Origin of the sequence: Porphyromonas macacae DSM 20710 = JCM 13914 (assembly GCF_000379945.1) — a bacterium.
In the GTDB taxonomy this organism is placed as follows: Bacteria; Bacteroidota; Bacteroidia; order Bacteroidales; family Porphyromonadaceae; genus Porphyromonas; species Porphyromonas macacae.
In genome coordinates this window covers 26,256-50,429 of sequence record NZ_KB904151.1, presented here as the reverse complement: position 1 = coordinate 50,429, position 24,174 = coordinate 26,256, and the positions used below count along the sequence as shown (strand labels likewise).

The following is a 24,174-nucleotide window of genomic DNA, read 5'->3' as shown; positions in this document are numbered from 1 at the left end:
TTTTTGCTTTGATACGGATTGAACAAATATAGAGATTTACATTGACTAATCCGGAAACGGCATGCAGAAATCTCACATTTGAACATCCGGTATCGAACAAAGAAATTGATTTGCAATAAAAACAAAGTAATAAAGTCCTTCTTACTTTTAATTTTTCGATCATTCTCATAAAGCTCTTTGATACAGATACTTATAAAAATCAAAAATTCTTTGCCTGACGGATAAAAATCCGTAGCGCTACGGATTTTCAACGAAGTTAACTTGAATTTTTTTTCTTTGCCTGAAAAATTTTCAACCATCAGGCAGAGATTTTTTCAGTACACGTCACACTTATTATCTTTGTATTCATGTTCCACACTGTTCGGTGCTGTAAATTCTGTTTATGAAACAATTCTTTCAACTGCTTAAACGCTACCTGCCGCCTTATAAATGGTATATGGTATTAAGCATCATCTCCAATATCCTCAGCGCAATCCTCAATTTGCTGGCCTTCTCCCTGATCATGCCTATTCTGCGGATTCTTTTCCGCATTGATAAACGTGTGGTAGAATACATGCCGCTCTCGGGCTATTCGTTTTCCGTAGAAGGCATTAAAGGATGGATAAATGCACTGGTCAACGACTTCTCATGGTATGTAAGCACTCTCATAGACGAACGCGGGGCTTCGTTCACTTTAATTATGTTAGGGCTCTATCTGGTTATCATGACTTTGCTAAAAGTAGGTGCCACCTATCTGGCTCTTTACAGCATGATACCGATTCGCACAGGGGTTGTACGCGATATTCGCAATCAACTGAACCGGAAGATACTCTCTCTGCCTCTCTCCTTTTTCAGCGAAGAACGCAAAGGGGATATTCTGGCACGTATGTCCGGAGATGTGAACGAGGTGGAAAACTCGGTGATGAACTCTTTGGATATTCTGATTAAAGATCCGATACTCATCACCATCTATCTCATTGCCATGATTGCCATCAGTTGGCAGTTGACGGTTTTTGTTTTCATCCTTCTGCCCATTGCCGGTTTTATCATGGGGCGTGTGGGCAAAACACTCAAACGAAGCAGCCTCAATGCCCAAAACCAGTGGGGAGATCTGATGAGTCAGGTGGAAGAGACATTGGGAGGCCTGCGGGTTATCAAGGCTTTCAACGCCGAAGGGAAGATACGTCGCCGGTTTGAAAAAGCCAATGAGAAGTACAGAAAATCGGTCATCAACGTTACAGCCCGCTATGTACTTGCCCACCCGATGAGCGAATTTCTGGGTACGGCCACCATTGCTGTCGTTCTGTGGTACGGCGGTTCTCTGATCCTGAGTAACGAAAGCGGCATCGATGCCTCCACATTCATCTATTATCTCGTTATTTTTTACAGCATCATCAACCCGGCCAAAGATTTCAGCCGTTCGATCTATTCCATAGAAAAAGGCATGGCCTCCATGACGCGCATCGACAAAATTTTGATGGCGGAGCAGAGCATCGAGGAGCCGGCAACCCCCAAACCTGTCCATTTCGAAAATGCGATAGCCTTTCACAATGTATCTTTCAGATATGCCGATGAATGGGTGCTCAGAAATATCAATCTGACTGTCTGTAAAGGACAGACGGTAGCACTGGTAGGCCACTCCGGCAGCGGCAAGAGCACTTTGGTAGACCTCCTGCCCCGTTTTTACGATGTGCAGGAAGGCAAAATAACCATCGACGACATCGACATAAGAGATATAACCACACACGACCTGCGCTCCCTTATGGGAAACGTCAATCAGGAAGCTATTCTCTTTAACGACACCGTGTACAACAACATCGCTTTCGGAGTAAACAACACAACAGAAGAAGAAGTCAAAAATGCAGCCCGTATTGCCTACGCCGACGAATTTATAGATCAGTTGCCCGAAGGCTACGAAACGAACATTGGAGATCGCGGCGGGCGGTTGAGTGGCGGACAGAAACAACGCCTGAGCATAGCCCGTGCCATACTCAAGAATCCGCCCATTCTGATCCTTGACGAGGCTACCTCTGCTCTGGACACCACTTCGGAACGCTATGTACAAAATGCTTTGGACAATTTAATGACGAACCGAACGACCATCGTAGTGGCACACCGCCTCTCCACAATCATCAATGCGGATCTGATCTGCGTTTTGCATGAAGGAGAAATCGTGGAGCAGGGCAAGCATGAAGAGTTGCTTGCTCTCGGCGGACACTATGCCGCTCTTTACAATATGCAGTTCAATAACGCATCATCCTGAAAAAACAGCTCCGCTCCTTTCTCTGAAGGACGGAGTTTTTTATTAGTATGAAAACAAAACGAACCTTTTTACTTGTCCTCTTTTTTTCAAGTGTTGTGCTTCAAACCCTGCAAGCCCAACAAACAAAGATCGATCCGTCTACCTGTTATTACCTGAATACTCCGGCTGCCGTATGGACGGAAGAGTTTCCGCTCGGCAACGGACGCATAGGGCTGACATCGAACGGCGGCATCAGAAACTGGCGTATTACTCTGAATGAAAGCTCGATGTGGAGCGGCAGCACAGATGCCGCGGCTTTGAATCCCGAAGCTGCAAATCACCTGCCTGAAATCAGGCGATTGTTATTCGAAAATAAAAACGACAGTGCACAGCAATTGATGTACGACACTTTTGTCTGCGGCGGCTCCGGCTCGGCTCTCGGCAACGGAGCGAATGCTCCTTACGGTTCCTATCAAGCCGGAGGCACACTGCAAATGGATTGGAATATCCCCGCACAAGCTGAGGCACGGCATTATAGAAGAGAACTGAACTTGCGAACAGGCATCAGCACAGAAACATTCCGCATAGGTACGACAAAAATCACACGCCGTTTATTCTGCTCTTATACGAAAGATGTACACGTCATACACATAAAAGCCGAAGAAGGAATGTTACCGGATGTCTCTTTGACATTGAACAGAGAGGAACGCGCCGTCGTTTCCGCCTCAGGGAACCGGCTCCGGATGCAGGGAACATTGAACGACGGGTACGGCGGACAGGGATTGGCTTACGGCATAACAGCACAAATCGCACTGTCGAAATCGGGACAGCTCAAAACACTAAGAGACAAAATTAAGGTCAGCGGTGCATCCGAAATCGTTCTCTTCATCGCCCATCATACCGATTATTATAAAAAAGGTGCCGACCCTCTTCTCCTGTGCAATTCAACCCTTCATCGCATCTCGGCTCTCTCTTGGGAACATTTGAAACAAGAGCAGAAAAAAACATTTTCTTCCTACATGGACAGGGTCTGCCTAAACCTTGCACCGTATCAGATTGCATCGGAAAAGCCCATCGACATACGCCTGGGGAATTACGAAGAAAATCCTGCAAACGATATTAACCTGCCTGCATTGTATTTGCAAATGGGGCGTTATCTGCTTCTTTCTTCCACGCGCAAAGGGGCTCTCCCTCCGAATCTGCAAGGTTTATGGACAAACCGGATACAAGCACCCTGGAATGGCGACTATCATCTGAACATCAACCTGCAAATGAACTATTGGCCGGCAGAGCAGGGAAATATGTCCGAAACACTGAATCCGCTGACCGACTGGGTAGAAAAAATCGTTCCCTCCGGCAATGAAACGGCCAGAGCTTTTTACCGTTCGAGAGGATGGGTTACCCATATTTTAGGGAACGTATGGCAGTTTACGGCTCCGGGGGAGCATCCTTCATGGGGAGCGACGAATACCGGCGGAGCATGGCTTTGCCAACATTTATACAACCATTATCGCTATACGCAGGATACGGCTTATCTGCACCGCATCTATCCTGTCATGGAAGGCTCTGCTGTTTTCTTTGCCGATATGCTGGTCGAAGATCCGCGCAACGGTTATCTGGTTACTGCTCCGACCACATCTCCGGAAAACTCATTTGTCATGCCTGATGGCAAAACGGTTTCCATTGTGGCCGGCTCGACCATAGACAACCAAATCTTGCGCGAACTTTTCGACAATATCTACGAAGCACGACAGATATTGGGGAAAAAAGACGATCGGGGCAAAATCTTTTTGCAAAAACGGGATTCTCTCAAACCCACAACCATAGGAACAGACGGGCGCATTATGGAATGGATGGAAGAATACAGGGAAGCCGAGCCGCATCACAGACACGTATCTCATCTGTTCGGCCTGTATCCGGGTTCCGAAATATCGGTCGAGCACACACCGGAGCTGGCCAAGGCGGCAGAAAAAACGCTTTTGATGCGCGGCGGCAGCAGTACGAGCTGGTCTATGGCATGGAAAGTCAACTTCTGGGCTCGTTTAGGACGAGGCGATAAAGCGCTCGAATTATTAGGCCTGCTACTCAAACCCGTCACGGAAAACAGGAAGAACAGCGGTGGCGGTACGCTACCCAACCTGTTCTCTTCACACCCGCCCTTCCAAATCGATGGCAATTTCGGCGGTGCAGGGGGAATTATGCAAATGCTTTTGGACAGCGAATCCGGTGTCATCTCGCCTCTGCCTGCCCTGCCGACACTATGGAGCAAAGGATACGTGAAAGGACTTCGCACCGTAGGTAATGCCGAGTGTGATCTGCAATGGGATACGGCATCTCCCTATACGCTTACCTATATGAAGTTGCACGCTTTCAGCAATTATACCCATACGGTCAAGCTGCCGCCGAACAGCAGCAAGAGTTGTATCGTACGTTGCAGCAGCAATGAACCTTATTCCATAGAAAACGGATTATTGACCGTTCGGTGCAAAGCCGGCAGTGTCATAGAGATCGTATTTCGATAAAACAGGCATCGAAAGCGGGCGAACAGTCTAATTTTCACCGGCTTAAAACCTTCACCACAACCTTCTAATCTCCTTATTCGTTATCTTTGTAGGAAATTATGGGTAGAATAATAGCTATAGATTACGGGCGAAAACGCTGCGGCATAGCTGCCACCGACATCCTGCAGCTGGTGCCGGGCGGCTTGTGCACAGTGCCTGCACACCAGTTGGAAGCATGGCTCACAGACTATTTTGCACGGGAAGAAGTCGAGTGCGTTGTCATCGGACACCCCAGACAAACAAACGGCGAAGAGTCTGAATCCATGACCTACATCCGACCGTTTATCAATCGCTTCAAAAAGCGCTTCCCGCAAATACCGATAGAGCTTTACGACGAGCGTTTCACATCGAGCATGGCACAAAAAACGATCCTGGAGAGCGGTATCGGGAAGCAGCAACGCCGCGAAAACAAAGGTCTGGTGGATGAGATCAGTGCCGTAATCATCTTACAAAGCTATATGGATGCCCGTGATATGAACAGGAGATAACCCGAAGAAATTACACTTAGTTTGATCACATTTTCACATCATAAAAAATGCAATTACCCGTTTATTTATATGGACAGCCGGTGCTGAGAAAAGTATCCGAAGACATCGATGCAGCATACGAAGGATTGGAGAAACTCATTTCGGATATGTGGGAAACCATGTACCACTCCGACGGTATCGGTTTGGCTGCACCGCAAATAGGCCGCGCCATACGCCTTTTGGTTATCGATGCGGAGCCGATGGCGGAAAACTTTCCCGAATGCAAAGGATTCAAACGCTGCATGATCAATGCCCGCATCATAAGCAGCAGCGAGGAAACCTGCAGTGAATACGAGGGATGCCTGAGCTTACCGGGAATCGGGGAAAATGTAATCCGCCCACAGGAAGTAACTATCGAATATGTGGATGAGCATTTTACCTCGCATAGAGAGCATCTAACGGGCTTTGCGGCACGGGTGGTACAACATGAATACGATCATCTCGAGGGGTGTTTGTTCATCGACAAAATATCCCCTATAAGAAAACAGTTAATAAAAGGGAAGCTCAATAAAATATTGAAAGGCCAGGCATATACCACTTACCGTATAGCGCCGATGAAGAAATAACCGGAGCAACAGGCTAAAAAGATTACGGATGACAAAACGAACAGGATACCTGCATACGCTACTGCTGACTTTGGCACTTTTACTGCCTCAGCTGCTGCATGCACAGATTGATGTTTCGCGTGTAATGACAATAGGAAGAAATGCGCTGTACTTCAATGACTATGTGGTATCTATCGGTTACTTCAATCAGGTGATCGGTTCGCGCTCATGGATGGCAGAACCTTACTTCTACCGTGCAGTGGCCAAAGTAAGCCTGGAAGACTTCAGCGGAGCGGAGGCCGATGCCTCTTTATGTATCGAACGCAATGCCTTCATCCCGAAAGCATACCTTGTTCGTGGCGTAGCACGTCAAAATCAGAAGAAATACGACTTGGCAGCCGAAGACTATCGAACGGGACTAAGACAAACTCCGGACGATGAGGGTATGCGCTACAATCTGGCCATGACCGAACTGCTGCGGGATAAATTCGACGAAGCCCAAAAAGAATTGGAAACGATGCTCAAATTCTCCCCGGGCAGTCTGGATGCTTACTTGTTGCTAAGCGCCGTTGCCTTGCAACAAAAAGATACGGTACGCTCCGAAAGCTACATAGACACGATTCTGCGCAGAGATTCTTTCTTCGGTCCGGCTTATGCCGTCAGCTCGCAAATAGCATACGAGAAAAAGGAGTACAAGCAGAGCCTTAAGCGGATAAACAAAGCCATTGAACTAATAGACGAAGACCCGGCACTTTATGTAAACCGCGGAATCATACGTTACCAGCTCAATGATCTGCGAGGGGCAATGGATGATTACAGCCATGTGCTGGATATATCGTCCAACAACAAAATTGCTCTTTTCAACCGTGCTCTCTTACGTTCATATCTGGGAGATAAGAACAATGCGATTTCAGACCTCAATCACCTGATAAAATTAGAACCGTCGAATCATATCGCCCGCTTTAACCGTGGCCTCTTGCTGGCCGACATAGGCAAACACGGTGAGGCTATCAATGACTACAATGCCGTAATCAAGCAATATCCGGAGTTCATCAATGGTTGGCTGGCGCGCTCGCAAAGTCGAAAGCTGATGGGCAATGCCGTGGGAGCAGACCGGGACTACTGGCATGCCGTAGACCTGCAGGAAAAAGCAAAGAAGCAGAAAAAAACAGATAAACAGCCTGCAAAGGAAAACTCTGAGAGCAAAGAAACGCGCAAGGAGGACGATGAGACGATCGAGAAATACAATATGCTGGTAGTAGCCGAACCGGAGCAGGAGACCAAGGCCCAGTATAACAGTAAAGTGCGTGGAAAAGTACAGGACAGGAATGTTGAAGTGGAGCCGAGAAATATTTACGTCCTGACCTATTATCACCGTTTCGACTCCGAAGAAATAAATCCGAATGTTCCCTACTCGGCTTTGGTTGACCGTTTGAATAAACAGGGCATCCTGCCCTTCAGGCTGCTCTTAAGCAATCATGAAATCCCTCTGGATGAAGAGATGGTTAAAAGGCATCAGTCCGATATCGAAGAGGCCACAGGCACAGAAAAAATGAGTGCCGATAACCTGTTCAGACGGGGATTGGACTATCTTTTGCTTCAAAACCATGAACAGGCAATCAGCGATTTCACTTCTTCTCTGAACTTGAAACCCGATCAACCTCTGGTACTTTTCGCTCGTGCCACGGCATTATTAAAGAAACAGGAAGCGGAAAGAAACCGTATGGCAGCGGTAACGGGCGAAAACCTGTCCACTCAGGGAAAACTGATTTTGGGAGAAAGCAAAAAGAATGCTTTCGGCTATAACGAAGCAGAACACAAAGCCAACGAAGCCAGACTGAAAAAGCCTTTGACAGATTTGCATACGCCGGTACAGGACCTCGATCGAACAATACAGCTGGATGCCAACTTTTCCTACGCATATTATAACAGGGCATGGATATATGCCCAGCAGGGCGAAACAGCAAAAGCAATCGAAAACTATACGCAGGCTATTGCTTTGAGTCCCGGTTTGGCCGACGCTTATTTTAATCGCGGCTTGCTTTATCTTGCCGGCGGCAAATCCAAAGAAGGCCTGAAAGATCTGAGCAAAGCCGGTGAATTGGGGCTTTATCAGGCATATAACATACTTAAACGGATGAATAAATGATTTCCGTAAACAATGTAACGGTAGATTTCGGCACACGTCTGCTTTTCGATAATGTTTCTTTTGTTATTTCCAATAAAGATAAAATAGCTCTGGTCGGCCGTAACGGTGCCGGTAAGTCTACCCTGCTGAAACTGATAGCGAAGCTGGCCGAACCGACATCGGGCCATATAGCACGCGCCAAAGAATTACGCACAGGTTATCTGCCTCAGCATATGCAACTGGTGGACGAGCACACCGTTTACGCCGAATGCGAAACGGCATTCTCCCACATACGGAACATGCAGGCCGATCTGGATAATATGAGCTGCGAGCTTTCGGAAAGAACAGATTATGACAGTGAAAGTTATCTGGAACTGATCGAACGCTTCACCGCGCTGAACGAACGGATGAACGTACTCAATACGGGCAGCTATCATGCGGAAATCGAAAGAACCCTGATCGGGCTGGGATTCGAACGCAGCGACTTCGAACGGCCGACAGCCGAATTCAGCGGTGGCTGGCGTATGCGTATCGAACTGGCCAAACTACTGCTGCGACAGCCGGATATCCTGCTTCTGGACGAACCAACGAACCACCTCGACATCGAATCCATTCAATGGCTGGAAAGCTTCATTGCCCGCAGCCGGAGTGCAATGTTACTGGTATCCCACGATAAAGCTTTTATCGACAACACCACGAACAGAACCATAGAGATAGAGCTGGGACGGATCTATGATTACAAGACCAACTACAGCCATTACATCCAACTGCGGGAAGAAAGACTGGAACAACAGCGGCGTGCGTACGAAAATCAGCAAAAAGCGATCAAAGACACGGAAGAGTTCATCGAACGGTTTCGCTACAAAGCAACCAAAAGCGTACAGGTGCAAAGCCGCATAAAACAGCTTGAAAAGGTCGAACGAATCGAACTGGACGAGATAGACCGGCGCTCCATGCACTTCCGCTTTATTCCCGCCACACGCTCCGGTTCTTATACTGTAATAATCGAAGATCTGCAGAAAGCTTACGGAGACCACATCGTGTTCGACCACGCCAATATCACCATCAAACGGGGAGAAAAAGTAGCCTTTGCAGGTAAAAACGGTGCCGGTAAATCGACCATGGTCAAATGTATCATGGGAGAAATTACGGACTATACAGGTAAACTTGAGCTCGGACATCTGGTAGAAATCGGTTACTTTGCACAAAACGAAGCACAATTATTAAACCCTAATCTCACCGTTTACGAAACCATAGACCGGGAGGCACAGGGAGATATACGCCTCAAAATAAATGATCTGTTAGGTGCTTTTATGTTCGGCGGAGAGGAGTCGGAAAAGAAAGTCAGTGTGCTCAGCGGCGGAGAAAAAGGACGCCTTGCCATGATCAAACTGCTGCTGAGACCTGCAAACCTGCTCATTCTGGATGAGCCGACCAATCACCTGGACATCCGTTCGAAAGAAGTGCTTAAAGAAGCCATCAACAATTTTGAAGGCACAGTAATCCTCGTATCTCATGACCGGGAGTTTCTACAGGGTTTGGTCAGCAAAGTCTATGAATTTTCTCACGGTAAAGTCATCGAACATTTAGGCGGCATATACGACTGGATTAACAGGAAAAAAGAGGAAGAAACCGCAGACATAAACGAAAGGCTTTCCACCGTCTGTTCACAACCGCTCAGAGATAAAACCAAAGAAATAATCTCCGAGAGCATACCCTCTTACCGGCAGCAAAAAGAAGAAGCCAAAAAAAGCAGGGCGTTAAGAAAAGAATTTTCGGAAATCGAACATCGTATCGAAAAACTCGAAACCGAATTAAAAGAGTTGGAAACAGCGTTAAGCAATCCTGCAAACAGCACAAACAACGAACTCTTTACCCGCTACGACAAACTGAAAAGAGAGCAAAACGAGGCGATGAATCGTTGGGAAGAATTAGCCCTCCTGATCGAAGAATAAAGAAAAAAGCGAAGAACCGTCGGCTCTCCGCTTTCTCTTATTCACTTAAAATATCGCTTAAGAAAGCTGTGATTAATAATTTATTTTAACCTCAAACTTAAAGGGCCTGGTATTATTCTTCTCTTTAGAGGTCACAAAAACAATGTCTATACGTCCCTTACTGTCGAATTTATAGGTGATTTCTTTCGTAAAAATATGGTGCTTATGCCCACCGAATTCCGACGTGATTTCGGTTATCACTTTTTTAGGCAGATTCCGGCTTCGCATTCCCATCAAATACCTCAATTCGGGTACCAAGCCATAATTCTCTATTCTATTATTCTCAAGGTGCATAAAATCGAAGTGCTGGGTAATATCCGGGAAACAGGTATTCAATAAATCGGGGTAATATTCAATGTTTATAGAAACCTGATCTGCCAAATCGCCTCTCTCCTTGGTATATACCTTCACCAGATTATCGCCTTTCCACTCAAACACTTCAACATGATTCAGTTTGGGGCTTTTTGGATTTACGAAACTATGGCTTTTCAACTTTTTGCCTTCATAAGTAAAATTAACAGAAGTCAGAATTTGCTTTCCTTTAATCTGGAGCTTCGTCACCTGATTGTCAGCATTTAAGTCCATTTCGGATTTATAATCGATGTTTCCATCGATATTCACGAGAATACGATTTATATCATAGAGAATATCAAAATCTATTTCTTTATTCTCTTCAGAGTCTTCCCAATCAATTTCGGTCAGCCTGCCTTTTTTATCATATTCATATTCAAAACGGGTAAAATCGCTGTTTATACCACCGATAGATACAGGAGGATAAGAGATATTTATAGAACGCACTACATTAATGGTTTCTCCTCCGGGTTGGTTCCCATCGGAAGGCGTTGGCGTATCACTTTTACATGATGCCAAAAGTAACATCATTATAGTTACTATAGAAAAAACAATCTTCTTCATAAATCAGATTTTAATGTGATTAAAAATAAACTTATAATTGTAAATCTCCTCAAAGATAGCTATATTTTTTAAGAATAGTCAATAAAAAGAAACCCCGATACAGAGATACAGTATCGGGGTAAAGCATAAAACTATTAAATTTTAATAAGAGCTCTTATATAAAGAATTCTCTGCGTATAAGGCTATTGTAAAGGAACATCGACCTTGGCAGCAAAGATTCGTCTCGGGTCTCCAAACTGCGCAATAGCTTCAATCATAGTACCACGATTCATAAAAAGTCTTTTGTCAAAGACTCTCTTTCCATTGAGAGAAACGGTAACAGGTTTTGAAAAATCAACCCGATCGATATACAATGTCAAAACCCCGGCCACTTTACCTTCCTGAGGAGTAGCAGTCACTTCAAAGTGATTGTCCCGATGTTTAACATCGAATAAGATACGGGCATCCGTCTCAGGTTTCAATTGTCTGAAACTCAAATAATAAACGCCATCGGAGTAGCCGTCATCAATGTTATAGTATTCATAGGTAATGCGTGCGGGGTAAGTCCTGCGCCTGTACTTAATAAGCCATGGAGACATCTCATGGTACGGTATACCATGCCCGTAACCCAGATGTACTTTAACCAGATGTTCGAAATCTCCGGGATTTTCATTTCTGAGTTGCTGCATCTTTTCAAGCCATTCATACACATAATAGTTGCGGCCAAACATATAATCCAATTCACCGACATCCATCCGAAATGCCGTATTTCTCATATTGACAGCAGTACCCTCTACTTTTGTCGACGCAGCCATTGGACCTATGGCTGCAAAATAGTCCGGCATAAACAAGCCCAAACGAATACTTCCATAACCGCCCTCGGATATTCCCATCAGGTAAACCCTGTCCGGATCGATCTCTTCGCTCAGCACTGCCAATTGATAGGCACGCTTAAAAGCATTACGCTGCGGAGCAAAATGCCAGCGTCCTTTTCTGTCATCCGACATGCGTGGAACAAAATAGAAAGAAGGAGCATCTTTATATTCCCGGGAAAGGCGAAGAGCAGCAAACCATTCTTCTTCATTGATGGTAGATCCCCATGCGGATGGAGCATCCGGGTAAGAACCTCCACCATGCAGATTGATAAACATCGGATATCCGCCTCGGGGTTTTTCTCCTTTGGCAAATAACTTTATACGCATCTTTTCTTCTTGAGGAATCTGCCAAACAACTTCGTTAGAAGTCGTAGAAACAGTCCACTTTGCTTTAGACATTCTTTCCGCATTGGCTTTTTTCCACAGATTCCACATAGCATCTTCAGTAGATTTACGCTCGGTTGGCTGTATAATCTCCCGATATGTTTGTTCGGGAGCCGAAGCTGTCAAATCCTTATCTAACTGTGACCGAAAGTAGTCGATCAGGATAGCGTCAGACAAATAGTTTTCCTTCGGTACCCGTTGGATCTCCGGTTCCCTATCATCACTGCATGCCTGCCATAAAAAGGCAAGACAAAGAAATGAAACGAAATACAGGGGATAAGCAGCTTTCATATCTTCCTTTCTCTAAGGCTGTATTACATTACAACAGTTTACTTCTTCGGCTCATACTCTTCAAAATATGCAGCATCTTTTTCTTTCCAGCCCCATTTGTTGAGATATGCAGACACAGAGCCTTTCGGCACATAAAAGCAGAAGAAACGTTTTTCACCCTTCTTCCAGGTAAGCCCGTTGAACGGAAAGACCGGCTTCTTCGTTTCAGGGTTGATAGCAAACGCCGGAGGTGTCGAAGATGCAAATACGATCTTTTCCAACTCTGTGCAACTTCCAAAGGCTGCGTCCCCCAGTGAAATGATACTTTTGGGCAAATAAACCTCTTTCAACTGTTTACAGTAAAAGAAACAGCCGCTCGGAATATGTTTCACTTTCTCCGGTACCTTAATCTTCGCGATTGCCGTTGCATAAAAAGCATCCGGCTCTATAATTTCCAATGATTCGGGCAGTTCTATTTTCGACAACTTTCTTGACATCGAGAATGTACCGTTACCGATGCTCTTCAACGCAGTACCCGGAAAAACAATTTCTTCCAATTGAGACATATAACCGAACCAACCCAAACCGGTAGCCTCTAAATTCTGAGGAGCAATCAGTTTTTTTATGACTTTACTGTCTTTAAAGCCTTTATCATAAGTGTCTATGGACAATGTTGCTTTATGCAGATCAAGCTCTTCCAACTTAGGCAGTTTTTTTATCGCATTAATATCTGCCTGATTAAGAGTAGACTTTTTTATGGTCAAGATTTTAATGTTTTCGACTTTTTCATTTTTCAAAGCTTCTTCTACCATCCCGGTTTTCACTTCCGACAAAATGACCTCGCCATCACGCTTCTTCGGAGTTACATTATTCTTTCCGGTTTCACTGATGTAAGCATATCTGAACTTAATGGCAGACAGTTTCTTATTCTCATATTCGACAGCCAGAAATTGAAGTTTTACGTAGTCGCCCTTTGCCGTACGGATGATATACACATCTTTGGTGATAATAAACTTCGGGGGCATACCACCGCTCATATCAAATTCGTACCACCCTTTTATCAGGTGTTTATTGAACGAATCTTTCACTTGTTTGGGCGGCATCTTTCCATAAGAAGTTGTTTCCTGAACTTTATCTAAAACCCATTCACTCTTATCTGCAATAAATGGTTCTGCACTTTTAATACCTTCAAAGTCGTCATACTCCGTGCGATAAACGGCAGCTTTACCGGCACCGCTCTGTCCGCCGTTGGTACGTCCGTTAATATCCAGGAAAGCCAAATCCCAGTCGGTATCCGTTTTTACTTTTTCCGGAGCTATCGCAACCTGTTTCGTTTTCATAAAAGAGAAATAAACAAACTCAGATTTTTCTGCACCATCGGAAATTTTAATTTGTGCATTAACCGTACCCACTGGTTTTGTTTCGGCTTTAGGACCATCTTCCTTTTTTTCGCAGGAAACTAACGCCAACGTTGATAATAAATAAAGACCCAGCGTTAGAAATTTGAAACTCTTTTTCATAAAAATATTTGTATTAGTTTTATAAAGTCAGGGGCAAAATTATTCCAATCACCCACCAAACACAATACTCATTCATAGGGATATTAAGGCTTTTCCATACCCTATAATTATGATTTTCAAATAGCGTATCATCGCAAAATACCTAAATTTGAACTGCAGGAGTAATTTTTTCTTGAAAAGCCGGTATGACGAAGAAAATCCCTAAAACCAATGTGGCGCGCTTGTTGGATGCAGCCGGAATAAACTACGAGCTGGTAACTTATGAAGTGGACGAAAATGACCTCTCGGCCATCCATGTGGCCCAAAGTCTGAATGAAGATGTCAATCAGGTCTTCAAAACACTTGTATTATCGGGTGACAAAATCAAACATCTGGTGTGCGTAATCCCCGGAGCCGAAGAGGTCGATCTGAAAAAAGCAGCCAGGGCATCAGGCAATAAAAAGGTAGAACTGATTGCCCAAAAAGAGTTGCTCCCGCTTACGGGATATATCCGGGGCGGCTGTTGCCCGATAGGAATGAAAAAAAATTTCCCTACTTATTTTCACCAAACAATAAAGAATTTCGAGCACATCTATGTGAGTGCGGGAGTACGCGGCCTGCAACTGCGCATTGCTCCGCAAGATCTCATAGACTACATACCCGGCTCTTCTGTGGCGGATTTGATCTGAGTAGGATTTTCATCTGACAGCATTTCCATTTTGTAAAGGATATAATCACGGATTGCCCGGGCTTCATCAAGAGGTAAGCTGCGCACTGTAAAAAGACCTCCCATGGTATTAAGGCTCAAACGGACTCTTCCGCTACGTTTCTGCATAAAAGTCCGACACAAAAGAACACTCTCTATTTTCCTTATCGGCAAAAAAGTTTGTTTACGGGAATATTGCCCATGGTAAATAAGCACATGAGCCGGGGCTACAGCTATGGCACTCCGTTTGAAACGCAGATAAGCTCCCAATACACTCACTCCCGCCACAAAAGGCAATACCCCCCAGAGCAACAGCGGATAAACAAAAAAGACTAAAGTACCAGATGGGATGATCAGAATGAATATGCGTACCAACAGATGATACCAAAACAGCCCTTGACCGGAAACACTTTTTCCGGCACGGGTCACCCCTTCTGCCCCGAACCACTCGTTTTCTAAAGCAATCCGGTCTTTCCAGCCATAAATAACGATACGCTCTTTTCCCTTCTCTCCCTCCACAGAGTCCGATTGTTCTATCGATACGGTCTCCACACCGGTGATTCTCTCCAAAATATTTTGTTTGAATGTAAGCCCCACGATCTTGTCTTTACTTACAAAAGCAGACCGCCGGGTAAACATCCCGGCCTGATAATGAATCTTGTCCGAAGTTAAAGAAACACTCAATCCATACTTACGAATAACGACAACGGCTATCCAAATCAGAAGAGTAATCAGATACGAAACGACAAAAACAAAAAACAGCATAGACCACGTACTGTGCCCATACCACTTCGATACATTGTCCACAATAACGTCCTGATATCTCATGATTAAATCGGTGGACTCGTTGAACACATACACCAATACGGCAAAAATCACCCCTAAACCTTTCAAAGGATTTTGTGTGACAGCCCCCTGTATAAGTTCCCTTAATCCAAAAGAATAGCTTCGGACATTTGCATGTACATGCTGCTCTTCTGCCGATCCGGCATCCTTCGACCGAAAGTTGGAAGAGACCGGTATTGTAAAGCCGCCCTCTTCATTGATCGTTTTCAGTAACAATTCGAGGTCCGTTTTACTCAAAAGAAGCTCGACTTCGGCCTCCTTTTGGACTACACAGTCGAAACAGACAGCAACCATATCGACAAGACGGTAAAAAAAACCGCTCGTCGTACGAATAGTATGAATATGCTCCAACGGTATGGTTTTAACGGATTTCACCCAAGAAGCCCGTTTGAAAACCACACACTGATTTTCAATCTTAAAATAAGAGGTAAAATAACGGATGACCGAAAATAAAGCACCCAACACCAGAAGAGACAATCCTAAGAGTAAAAGTTGCATCATTTTTCGCCCGACACCGGCATCATTGAAAAAGACGAGAATAATTACAGGCCAGGCTTTCACAAAAACCCGGTTTATATCTTTTATAAGCATCACCCACAAGGCATCGCTTCCCATGCGGCTAAACTCCCGAAAGTTTCTCGGCCTTTTAGACTTCTTCATAATTGAAGATTAATTGATTTTATCCAAAATCATCTGCTTGAGTTGCTGCGCACGCTCTCTTTTCAGCCCTGCAACTTCCATGCCGTCAGAGCTTTGTGCCGCCGTTCTGATATTGAGGCTATAAAGACCGACTGTACGCAATATGAGATTTTGCGACACCACCACCTGCTGAATACGATTATAGGGAATGGTGATATGCCTGGTTCGGATTACACCTCGTTTATAAGTTATATCTTTTTCCCGAACGGCATACCCTCTTTCACGACAGGCTTTTTTCAAGAAAGTAAGGTTCACCAGAAAAGCCAAAGACATCAATATGGTAAGGACTATTACCCAGGGCAGAAATCGTGTTTGCTCCACAACATAATAGAGAAACCAGAAGAAACCGATGAGGGTAAACCACCCCAAAACAGTCTCGATAAGAAGCATATATATAAACTTCGATTCCAAGGGTTGATACTCCAAATCCTGAACTTTTGGTAATGTAACCGGATCTACTTCCAAATTACTGAACAGCTTTATATTTTCCACGGTTTTACTTCAATGTTTTCTACAAAAATAAAACGTTTCGGATGACTGCCAAATCAAAGTATTTTGAACGAAACAAACAGCCTTTCGAAAACTCAGAATTTTCTGCCTGATGGTTGAAAATTCTTCAGGCAAAGAATAAAAATCCAAGTTAACTTCGTTGAAAATCCGTAGCGCTACGGATTTTCAACGGTCAGGCAGAGAATTTCAATACTATATATGACGCACTCTAACAAGGCTCCGAAACCTCTTATATCATCAGGGTACGGGAACAATTAAGACCTCGTTTTCATCCATTGATATTTGCTAAAACATGGGAAGTTGATAAATAAATCCCAAGCTCAGCCTGTTGGTGGTATAATCCGGAGACAACGAACGCTTTTCATCGAATTTATAACTGCGCCCGACATAGGTGAGAAAGAAATGCAAATTGCTGCCGGACATGGGATAATACTCTATACCGGTCAGATAACCCAAAGCGGTGCGATACTTACCGGCATCGATCTTTCTTTTAACGATACTCTCCTTATAAACAGACGCTGTTTCATACATACCCTGCACAAACCAGTTCCAACGGGAAGCAAAACGAACATTGGCTTTGGACAAAAAACTCAAATACTCGGTATTTTTTACCGTATACCGGGTTACAGGCCATGAGGAATCGGCACTGACGGACGAAATCAAATCGGATAGAATGCCTTTACTGTCCAACCCCTCACGGGAATACATCAGATCAAAAAACAGACCGAACCGACTACCGATATTTACACTGTTTCCCAGGGCTATATAATAAATCTTATTTTGAGAAGTCTGAGAAGACAGCGAAGCAGACCAGCGTGTCTGCAACAGCCCTCCGTACATACAGCCATTCCAATTGACCGTATATAACAGCGGAAGCTTCGATGGACGCAAAGAAGGATCGTACTGCACCCGGTACGTTTCTGAAAAACGATCGTTCAGCGCATTGAGTACCTGGAAATGGAATTGATGCGCCGAAACAGGTTGATAAGTAAGGCTGATACCGGTAAGAAAACAACCGATATATTCCGACATATCGCTGAATTCATACACATCTATGGGATTGAGATCGTACTCAAAGCCACCGAAAGAAGCGAACTGACGCCCCACAAACAAAGAAAAACGCTTATCGAGTTTAATGCCTAAACCGGCAACATCGATAGATGCGGGCAGATTATCCACTCCGGGAATCTTTGAACCGTTAAGACGCTGACGCCAACGGAAAGAAAAGCGTTCGTTTATATCGCCTTTTGCCTCGATGCGTAACTGACGCATATTAAAACGGGCATGATTTTTACCTGCGCCGAGAGCCGGGCTATTCCCTTCTACATCAAAACCGCCCTGCATGTTCAAAAGCAGGTTAAACCGCCTGCTCCTGTTTTCAAGATGTGCAATGCTTTCAAAAAGACTTTTCTCAAAACTGCCCTCACTGCCTTTTTGCTGAGCAGAGAGGTTACTGCAAAAGGATAAAAAAAGGAACAGCGGGAACAGCGTTTTTCTCATAAAACGAAGCATTTTCAGGGTATTGAATTTATGGATTCACAAAAATAAGGAGAACTTTCCGATAATAAGAAATACGCATACATCAGAATAACAAGAAACACAACCAAATAAATAATACTAATTTGCATATCTTTGATATAATCAAACCATAAATCAAATATTTTAATATGAAACAGGGTTATACATGGCTGCTGACTGCAGCAATAGTGACAGGTACCGCTTTTTCATGTAATCAAACCAAAAAAGAAAATCGAATTTTGGATCAGACAAATTTTACGGCACCACCGGTAGCACAAACAAAGACCGACACTTTTATCAATTTCGGGAAACAGCGTACCGATGACTATTTCTGGATGAAAGACAAATCGGATGAAAAGGTTTTGAATTACATCAAGGCCGAAAATGCTTATACGGAAACGGTAATGGCAGGGACAAAAGATCTGCAAAAGAAATTGTATGACGAATTTCTGGGGCGGATAAAAGAAGATGACGAATCTTACCCGGTAAAAAGAAAAGGCTATTACTACTACAGCCGCAGAGAAAAAGGCAAACAATACAGAACGTACTGCCGTAGAAAGGAAACCATGGAAGCTCCGGAAGAAGTGATTTTCGATGTGAACAAAATGGCAGAAGGGAAAAATGCCTACATCTTCGGCTCTTACTCCATAAGCCCCGACAATCAAAAGGCAGCTTATCTCTTTAACGAAACGGGCTCTTTTGCCGATTTTGAAATGAAAATCAAAGACCTGCAAACAGGAGAAGATACGGGGTTCAGCGTAAAAGGAGCAGCCTCGATGGCTTGGGCTAACGATAATAAAACGATATTCTACAGCAAAATCGACAACCAAACGTTACGCTCTTATCAGATATACAGGCAAACACCGGGAGCCAACGATGCCAAGTTGATCTACGAAGAAAAAGACCCTAAATTTTCGGCTTATGTGCATGGCGAAATCACAAAGCAGTATGTCATGATTTCGATCAATAGCTCTACAACATCCGAAATACGTTTGCTCTCCGCCGATGATGCAAACGGCGATTTCAAGGTTTTCATGCCACGCGTACAGGATGTGGAATACTCGGTTATACCGCATGAAAATATGTTCTTCCTGACTTATAAGGATAAAGAGAACTTTAACGGTATGATTTACCGGCTTCCGAAAGAAGGCTATGAAAACCGGGATACCTGGAAAGTTTTCACAGCACACAATGAAGAAGTACGTTTGGACGGTATCGATGTATTGAAAAACTATGTCGTACTGAACTTGCGTAAAAACGGGCTGAATGAAACACACATTAAAGATTTGGACGGCAAAGAGGTAAAGAAAATATCTTTCCCCGAACCGGTATACACGGCTTATTCCACGGCAGCCGGAGATTTTGACATCAACCAGGTCCGGTATTCGTACACCTCGCTCAACAGACCGACCACACTATACGAATACGACATTGTAACCGATAAGACCGTCAAACTGAAAGAACAGGAGATTCCGTCAGGTTTCAATCCTGAAAACTACGTTGTGGAAAGACTTTGGGCTACAGCCAAGGACGGTACGAACGTGCCGATGGCTATTATCTATAAAAAAGGGCTCAAAAAAGATGGCTCTGCTCCGGCTCTTCTCTACTCTTACGGAAGTTACGGCTCCACCTCGGATGTATACTTCAACAGTGCCGTATTCAGCCTCGTAGACAGAGGTTTTGTGTTCGGCATTGCACAAATACGGGGAGGCAGCGATATGGGTGAGAAATGGTATGAAGACGGCAAACTGCTCAAGAAAAAGAATACATTTACGGACTTTATCGCCTGCAGTGAAAAACTGATTGCCGATAAATACACATCAGCCGGCAAACTGGCGGCTATGGGCGGTAGTGCAGGAGGCTTGCTGATGGGCGCCGTGGCCAATATGCGTCCGGATCTGTATCAAACGATTGTGGCGCAAGTTCCTTTTGTGGATGTAATCAACACGATGCTCGACGATACACTGCCCCTGACCACGGGTGAATATGAAGAATGGGGCAATCCGAACGAAGAGGAATACTATAACTATATGCTTTCTTATTCTCCATACGACAACATCGAGCGAAAAGAATATCCGAATATGCTGGTTACCGGAGGATTGAACGATTCTCAAGTGCTTTTCCACGAACCGACAAAATATGTGGCTAAACTGAGAGCAAATAAAACGGACAATAACATCCTGCTGCTGCATATGAATATGGAGTCGGGGCACGGCGGAGCTACAGGAAGCTACGACAGGCTTAAAGACACCGCTTTTGAATATGCTTTCATTCTTAACCGTGTGGGTATAAACGAATAAGCACTTTTTCAAATACGTTTGAAACCATCAAAATGGGTCCGGCTTTTACCGGGCTCATTTTTGATTGAATCGATGCTTTCCCGTTCGGTATAAAACTGTTAACGAACTAAAAAGAGACATCCCTGAAAAGTCGACCTTTCAGGGATGTCTCTTTTCGATTAAGGAGCAGTAAGCCCTTTATATCGTTTATTCACTTGCTATCTCAAACGATTCGATGCTCTTACCAATGCTTCATCCGCACCGATATTACGAATGGCCAGATACTGAAAAATCAAACAAATCAAAGGTATTCCCAGCCAAAACTTAAAACCGAATGAAGCCGAATAAGTGGAACAGAATTGCCAGGAAACCAATGCAAGATAGATAATAAATCCGATAGTAACCAGCATATTAAAGACAGTAAGTCTTATCTGAAGTATTCTCTTCTTATACAAGAAAATGGTAATAAAAGAAATCAACACAATGATTGCATCAATAACAAACAGCCCCCAAGCCGGGGTAACCATCTTTTTCGTTCCGATTTCCTGTATGCCGGAGACAAACAAACTGTAAGAAGTACCATCCGGCTGAATGAAGACTGCTAAAGGGTTCAAAAGCAAGAGTGTCATCAGAATACCGGCGAGCAAAAGCCATAAGGTTTGAATTCTCTGCCACATAAAGCTCTATTTATTTCTGTGTTTGCCCGGCATGTTATAGTAAATCATCCCATCTTCATATTCTTTTGTAGCCAGAAGAGTGGGTTTAGGCAATCTTTCGTAAAATCTTGAAATTTCTATCTGCTCACGATTTTCATTCACCTCTTCGGGATTTTCCGAATAAGAAGCAAACTCTTGCAGTTTTGTTTCCAAATCACGCTTAATCTCTTGTCCAATTTGATTAGCCCGCTTGGAAATAATCACAACTGTTTCATAAATATTTCCGGTGTCTGAACCTAACTTCACCATATCACGGGTAATCGTGTTGTGAGGAGCATTAATTTTTTTGTAATCCATTTTTAATATCGTAATTAGAATATTTTCGTTTATCTGTTATTGTCATGCATTCGCATCGGAAACATATTGCCTGGAAATCTCTTCATAAATCTTCTTAGCCTGTTTCAGATACTTTCCTTCGGGAAAGAGGTTTATATAATTATAGTATTGATCGACAACCTCCCGGAAACGAGTCTGCATTTTGGAAAGAATACTGTTCGTCGCCTCCTGGTATTTAGCCTGTAAAATCAAGAACTCCAAATCATCTCTATACTTGGAATAAGGGTATTCCTTAACAGCAGCTTTTGCTGTAACGACAGCGGAGCGGTAATTATTTCCCATATATGGGCCTAAATTATAATATAACTTAGCAGCCAAATATTCTTTATAAGCCAACTTATCCTGCAAATCGAACAACATTTTCTCAACGTCTTTAGCATATTTGCCTTCCGGATAAAACTCCAAATATGTTCTAAGCTCTTTTAATGCGTCTAAAGTAGAAGACTGATCGAGTCTGGCGTCCGGAGAGAGCATGTAATAACTCTTAGCCGCATTATAACGAGATTCCTCAGCCAGCATATCTTTAGGATAACGTTTTGCATATTGAGCAAAAGAAATTGAAGCATCCGTATAACGTTTATCTTTAAAGTAAGAATCGGCAAGCAGATACAAAGCCTGAGCTCCTTCTTCAGAACTGCTTAAGCTAGGAACAATATCTTCCAGCAAAACGATTGCCCTTCCGTACTTTTTCTCATTATAGCACTTCTTTGCATAGGAGTATCTTCTATTCAGGTCGGTAGATTTCTGTACCTCATAATACTCACCGCACGAAGTAAAAAATATTAAAGTCATCAATGATGCTATGACCCACGAATATTTATTATGCCACATATTTCTTTTTCAGCATTCTTATTTGAAAGGTATAATACCCTTTATACTAATAACGTACAAAGTTAGCAAATTATGCGAATGAAAAACCCTGTTATTTATATACTGCCAAAAGCAAAAAAAGATCCTCTCATTTCTGAAAGGATCTCTTCGTAGCCCATAGGAGAGTCGAACTCCTCTTTTGAGAATGAAAATCTCACGTCCTAACCGATAGACGAATGGGCCAACAAGCTGTATCAAACAGCAGAAATTTCAATTTTAATCTTAATGAAAGAGAAGGTTTCCCCCTTCTTTCAGATTGCAGATTTACGCCTGGCCTAAACGATTAAGGCTCTTAGCCAACTTTGATTTCAAGTTAGCAGCCTTATTTTTATGAATAATATTCTTCTTAGCCAAACGATCGAGCATTGAAGCCACCTTCGGTAACATTACCTCAGCTTCGGCACGGTCTGTCAAAGCACGGAAGTTACGAACCGCATTACGGGTTGTGCGAGCGTAATAGCGATTGTGCAGACGGCGTGCATTAATCTGACGAATTCTCTTGATAGATGACTTATGATTTGCCATTTTTATTTACTTATTTTTTTAACTTTCGTAGCCCATAGGAGAGTCGAACTCCTCTTTTGAGAATGAAAATCTCACGTCCTAACCGATAGACGAATGGGCCAATGTAGCTTTAAATTTATCCCTTTCAGAAAAAAGGTTATTTACTTAAGCGATTGCAAAGATAACACTTTTCATTATTCTACCAAATATTCAATAATAATTTTCTAAAAACAGAATAATGATTACCTCGAACGAAAACTTCTCAAAGCCTGGTTTACAGAACAGTAAACAAACTCAAACCCGGTATCGATAATCTTTTCGGCAGAGACTCTTTTTCCTTCCAGTATCAAAGAAGACATTTCTCCCAATACGAAACGCACGGCTTTCTCGGGTATAGCGATACGCACATGATTGCCTCCAAAAACATAAGCCATCGCATAATTAAATTGATCATTCGTTAAAGGAGCCGGAGACACCGCATTATATACACCTTTAATGTCTTCTCTCTCCACGGCCGATAAATAGATGCCGCAAAGATCGTCGATGTGTATCCAGTTAAAATACTGTAATCCGGAACCCACAGGAGTGTTGAATCCGTACTTAAAAGGCTTGCTCATTTTCCGGAGTACACCGCCCCGGTTAGACAACACCAAACCATTACGAAAAATCACTTTTCGCACTCCAAGCCTGCTTTCAAAGCGGTCCGCTTCGCGCTCCCACAACCTGCAGGTTTCAGCCAAAAAACCGGCCCCCAAAGGAGCATCTTCGGTCAATATAGCCGGCCCCTCTTCCATATCATAATAGCCGATGGCGGAAGCAGAAATATATGTTTTCACATAGTGCGACATTTTCTCCAACTGATTACAGAGCAATCTGGCACCAAGTACACGACTTCTCATAATTTCCCGCTTACGTGAAGGCGTCCAAGGTTTATCCCCAATATTAACACCGGCAAGATGAATGATGGCATCTGCCGTCCGCAGCGGTCTTTCATCGAGCAAGCCTTTATTGACATTCCATCGGTATATCCCGCCATTCGGATACACACCCGTTCCTTCAGCATGACTGTGAGAAAGCCACATGACCCGATGACCTCTGGCCTGCAGATGTTCGGTCAACCGTCTGCCGATTAATCCGCTTCCTCCGGTAATTAATATATTATGCATAATTCTCCAAGTTAAATCTGTACTGTCATACGATTGCTTAAGATACTCATATTTTTCCAATCGCTGTTTTCCGGACAGAGGAATAAAAGAAAAGCCCATCTGATAATTATTGAGACGGATTTTTAC

19 protein-coding genes and 2 tRNA genes are annotated in these 24,174 nt (G+C 43.7%); 8 read left to right on the top strand and 13 right to left on the bottom strand.

Annotated elements, in window-relative coordinates; translation table 11 throughout:
* Positions 1-382: 382 nt before the first annotated feature.
* The 6 genes from A3GI_RS0108625 (at position 383) to A3GI_RS0108600 (ending at position 9,937) form a co-directional block, all read left to right on the top strand.
* Positions 383-2,242: an ABC transporter ATP-binding protein gene (locus A3GI_RS0108625; RefSeq protein ID WP_018361054.1), complete on the top strand. Its 1,860-nt coding sequence runs from the start codon at positions 383-385 to the stop codon at positions 2,240-2,242.
* Between the two features lie 47 nt (positions 2,243-2,289).
* Complete coding sequence (locus tag A3GI_RS0108620; RefSeq protein WP_018361053.1) at positions 2,290-4,743, top strand: glycoside hydrolase family 95 protein; 2,454 nt, start codon at positions 2,290-2,292, stop codon at positions 4,741-4,743.
* Between the two features lie 98 nt (positions 4,744-4,841).
* Complete coding sequence (ruvX, locus tag A3GI_RS0108615) at positions 4,842-5,270, top strand: Holliday junction resolvase RuvX (protein WP_018361052.1); 429 nt, start codon at positions 4,842-4,844, stop codon at positions 5,268-5,270.
* 47 nt (positions 5,271-5,317) lie between these two features.
* A complete protein-coding gene (def, locus tag A3GI_RS0108610; protein ID WP_018361051.1) occupies positions 5,318-5,875 on the top strand; it encodes a peptide deformylase in 558 nt (185 codons plus the stop codon).
* A gap of 28 nt (positions 5,876-5,903) precedes the next feature.
* On the top strand, positions 5,904-8,003 hold the full coding sequence (locus A3GI_RS0108605; RefSeq protein WP_018361050.1) for a tetratricopeptide repeat protein: 2,100 nt from the start codon (positions 5,904-5,906) through the stop codon (positions 8,001-8,003).
* Positions 8,000-9,937, top strand: a complete 1,938-nt coding sequence (locus A3GI_RS0108600) for an ABC-F family ATP-binding cassette domain-containing protein (protein ID WP_018361049.1) — start codon at positions 8,000-8,002, stop codon at positions 9,935-9,937. Before A3GI_RS0108605 ends, A3GI_RS0108600 begins: the two co-directional genes overlap by 4 nt.
* A gap of 72 nt (positions 9,938-10,009) precedes the next feature.
* On the opposite strand, the gene A3GI_RS0108595 is transcribed toward A3GI_RS0108600, so the two are convergent.
* The 3 genes from A3GI_RS0108595 to A3GI_RS0108585 form a co-directional block, all read right to left on the bottom strand.
* Positions 10,010-10,858, bottom strand: a complete 849-nt coding sequence (locus tag A3GI_RS0108595; protein WP_018361048.1) for a hypothetical protein — start codon at positions 10,856-10,858, stop codon at positions 10,010-10,012.
* 215 nt (positions 10,859-11,073) lie between these two features.
* Positions 11,074-12,420 carry a hypothetical protein gene (locus A3GI_RS0108590; RefSeq protein WP_018361047.1) on the bottom strand — a complete coding sequence of 449 codons (1,347 nt, stop codon included), beginning with the start codon at positions 12,418-12,420 and terminating at the stop codon, positions 11,074-11,076.
* A gap of 38 nt (positions 12,421-12,458) precedes the next feature.
* Positions 12,459-13,919 carry a leucine-rich repeat protein gene (locus A3GI_RS0108585; protein ID WP_018361046.1) on the bottom strand — a complete coding sequence of 487 codons (1,461 nt, stop codon included), beginning with the start codon at positions 13,917-13,919 and terminating at the stop codon, positions 12,459-12,461.
* Between the two features lie 185 nt (positions 13,920-14,104).
* Between A3GI_RS0108585 and ybaK the strand changes: the two genes are divergently transcribed.
* On the top strand, positions 14,105-14,587 hold the full coding sequence (gene ybaK, locus A3GI_RS0108580; protein ID WP_018361045.1) for a Cys-tRNA(Pro) deacylase: 483 nt from the start codon (positions 14,105-14,107) through the stop codon (positions 14,585-14,587).
* On the opposite strand, the gene A3GI_RS0108575 is transcribed toward ybaK, so the two are convergent.
* The 3 genes from A3GI_RS0108575 to A3GI_RS0108565 form a co-directional block, all read right to left on the bottom strand.
* Positions 14,551-16,110, bottom strand: a complete 1,560-nt coding sequence (locus A3GI_RS0108575) for a PH domain-containing protein (protein ID WP_081612821.1) — start codon at positions 16,108-16,110, stop codon at positions 14,551-14,553. The genes ybaK and A3GI_RS0108575 overlap by 37 nt on opposite strands.
* 9 nt (positions 16,111-16,119) lie before the next feature.
* Positions 16,120-16,641, bottom strand: coding sequence for a PH domain-containing protein (locus A3GI_RS0108570; protein ID WP_018361043.1), 522 nt, complete (start codon positions 16,639-16,641; stop codon positions 16,120-16,122).
* Between the two features lie 303 nt (positions 16,642-16,944).
* Positions 16,945-18,159 carry a porin gene (locus tag A3GI_RS0108565; protein ID WP_018361042.1) on the bottom strand — a complete coding sequence of 405 codons (1,215 nt, stop codon included), beginning with the start codon at positions 18,157-18,159 and terminating at the stop codon, positions 16,945-16,947.
* Between the two features lie 167 nt (positions 18,160-18,326).
* Between A3GI_RS0108565 and A3GI_RS0108560 the strand changes: the two genes are divergently transcribed.
* The gene (locus A3GI_RS0108560) at positions 18,327-20,477 is read left to right on the top strand and encodes a S9 family peptidase (RefSeq protein ID WP_018361041.1); all 2,151 of its coding nucleotides are present in this window, start codon (positions 18,327-18,329) and stop codon (positions 20,475-20,477) included.
* 197 nt (positions 20,478-20,674) lie between these two features.
* On the opposite strand, the gene A3GI_RS0108555 is transcribed toward A3GI_RS0108560, so the two are convergent.
* The 7 genes from A3GI_RS0108555 to A3GI_RS0108525 form a co-directional block, all read right to left on the bottom strand.
* Entirely contained in the window at positions 20,675-21,133 is a 459-nt protein-coding gene (locus A3GI_RS0108555; protein WP_018361040.1) for a DUF4293 domain-containing protein, read from the bottom strand.
* Positions 21,134-21,139: 6 nt separating this feature from the next.
* On the bottom strand, positions 21,140-21,469 hold the full coding sequence (locus tag A3GI_RS0108550; protein WP_018361039.1) for a DNA-directed RNA polymerase subunit omega: 330 nt from the start codon (positions 21,467-21,469) through the stop codon (positions 21,140-21,142).
* A gap of 42 nt (positions 21,470-21,511) precedes the next feature.
* Positions 21,512-22,339 carry an outer membrane protein assembly factor BamD gene (locus A3GI_RS0108545; RefSeq protein ID WP_018361038.1) on the bottom strand — a complete coding sequence of 276 codons (828 nt, stop codon included), beginning with the start codon at positions 22,337-22,339 and terminating at the stop codon, positions 21,512-21,514.
* 150 nt (positions 22,340-22,489) lie between these two features.
* Positions 22,490-22,561, bottom strand: a tRNA-Glu gene (locus A3GI_RS0108540).
* Between the two features lie 81 nt (positions 22,562-22,642).
* Positions 22,643-22,903, bottom strand: coding sequence for a 30S ribosomal protein S20 (gene rpsT / locus A3GI_RS0108535; RefSeq protein WP_018361037.1), 261 nt, complete (start codon positions 22,901-22,903; stop codon positions 22,643-22,645).
* Between the two features lie 28 nt (positions 22,904-22,931).
* Positions 22,932-23,003: transfer RNA gene (locus tag A3GI_RS0108530), tRNA-Glu, on the bottom strand.
* A 121-nt stretch (positions 23,004-23,124) separates the two neighbouring features.
* A complete protein-coding gene (locus A3GI_RS0108525) occupies positions 23,125-24,147 on the bottom strand; it encodes a TIGR01777 family oxidoreductase (RefSeq protein WP_018361036.1) in 1,023 nt (340 codons plus the stop codon).
* Positions 24,148-24,174: the final 27 nt, after the last annotated feature.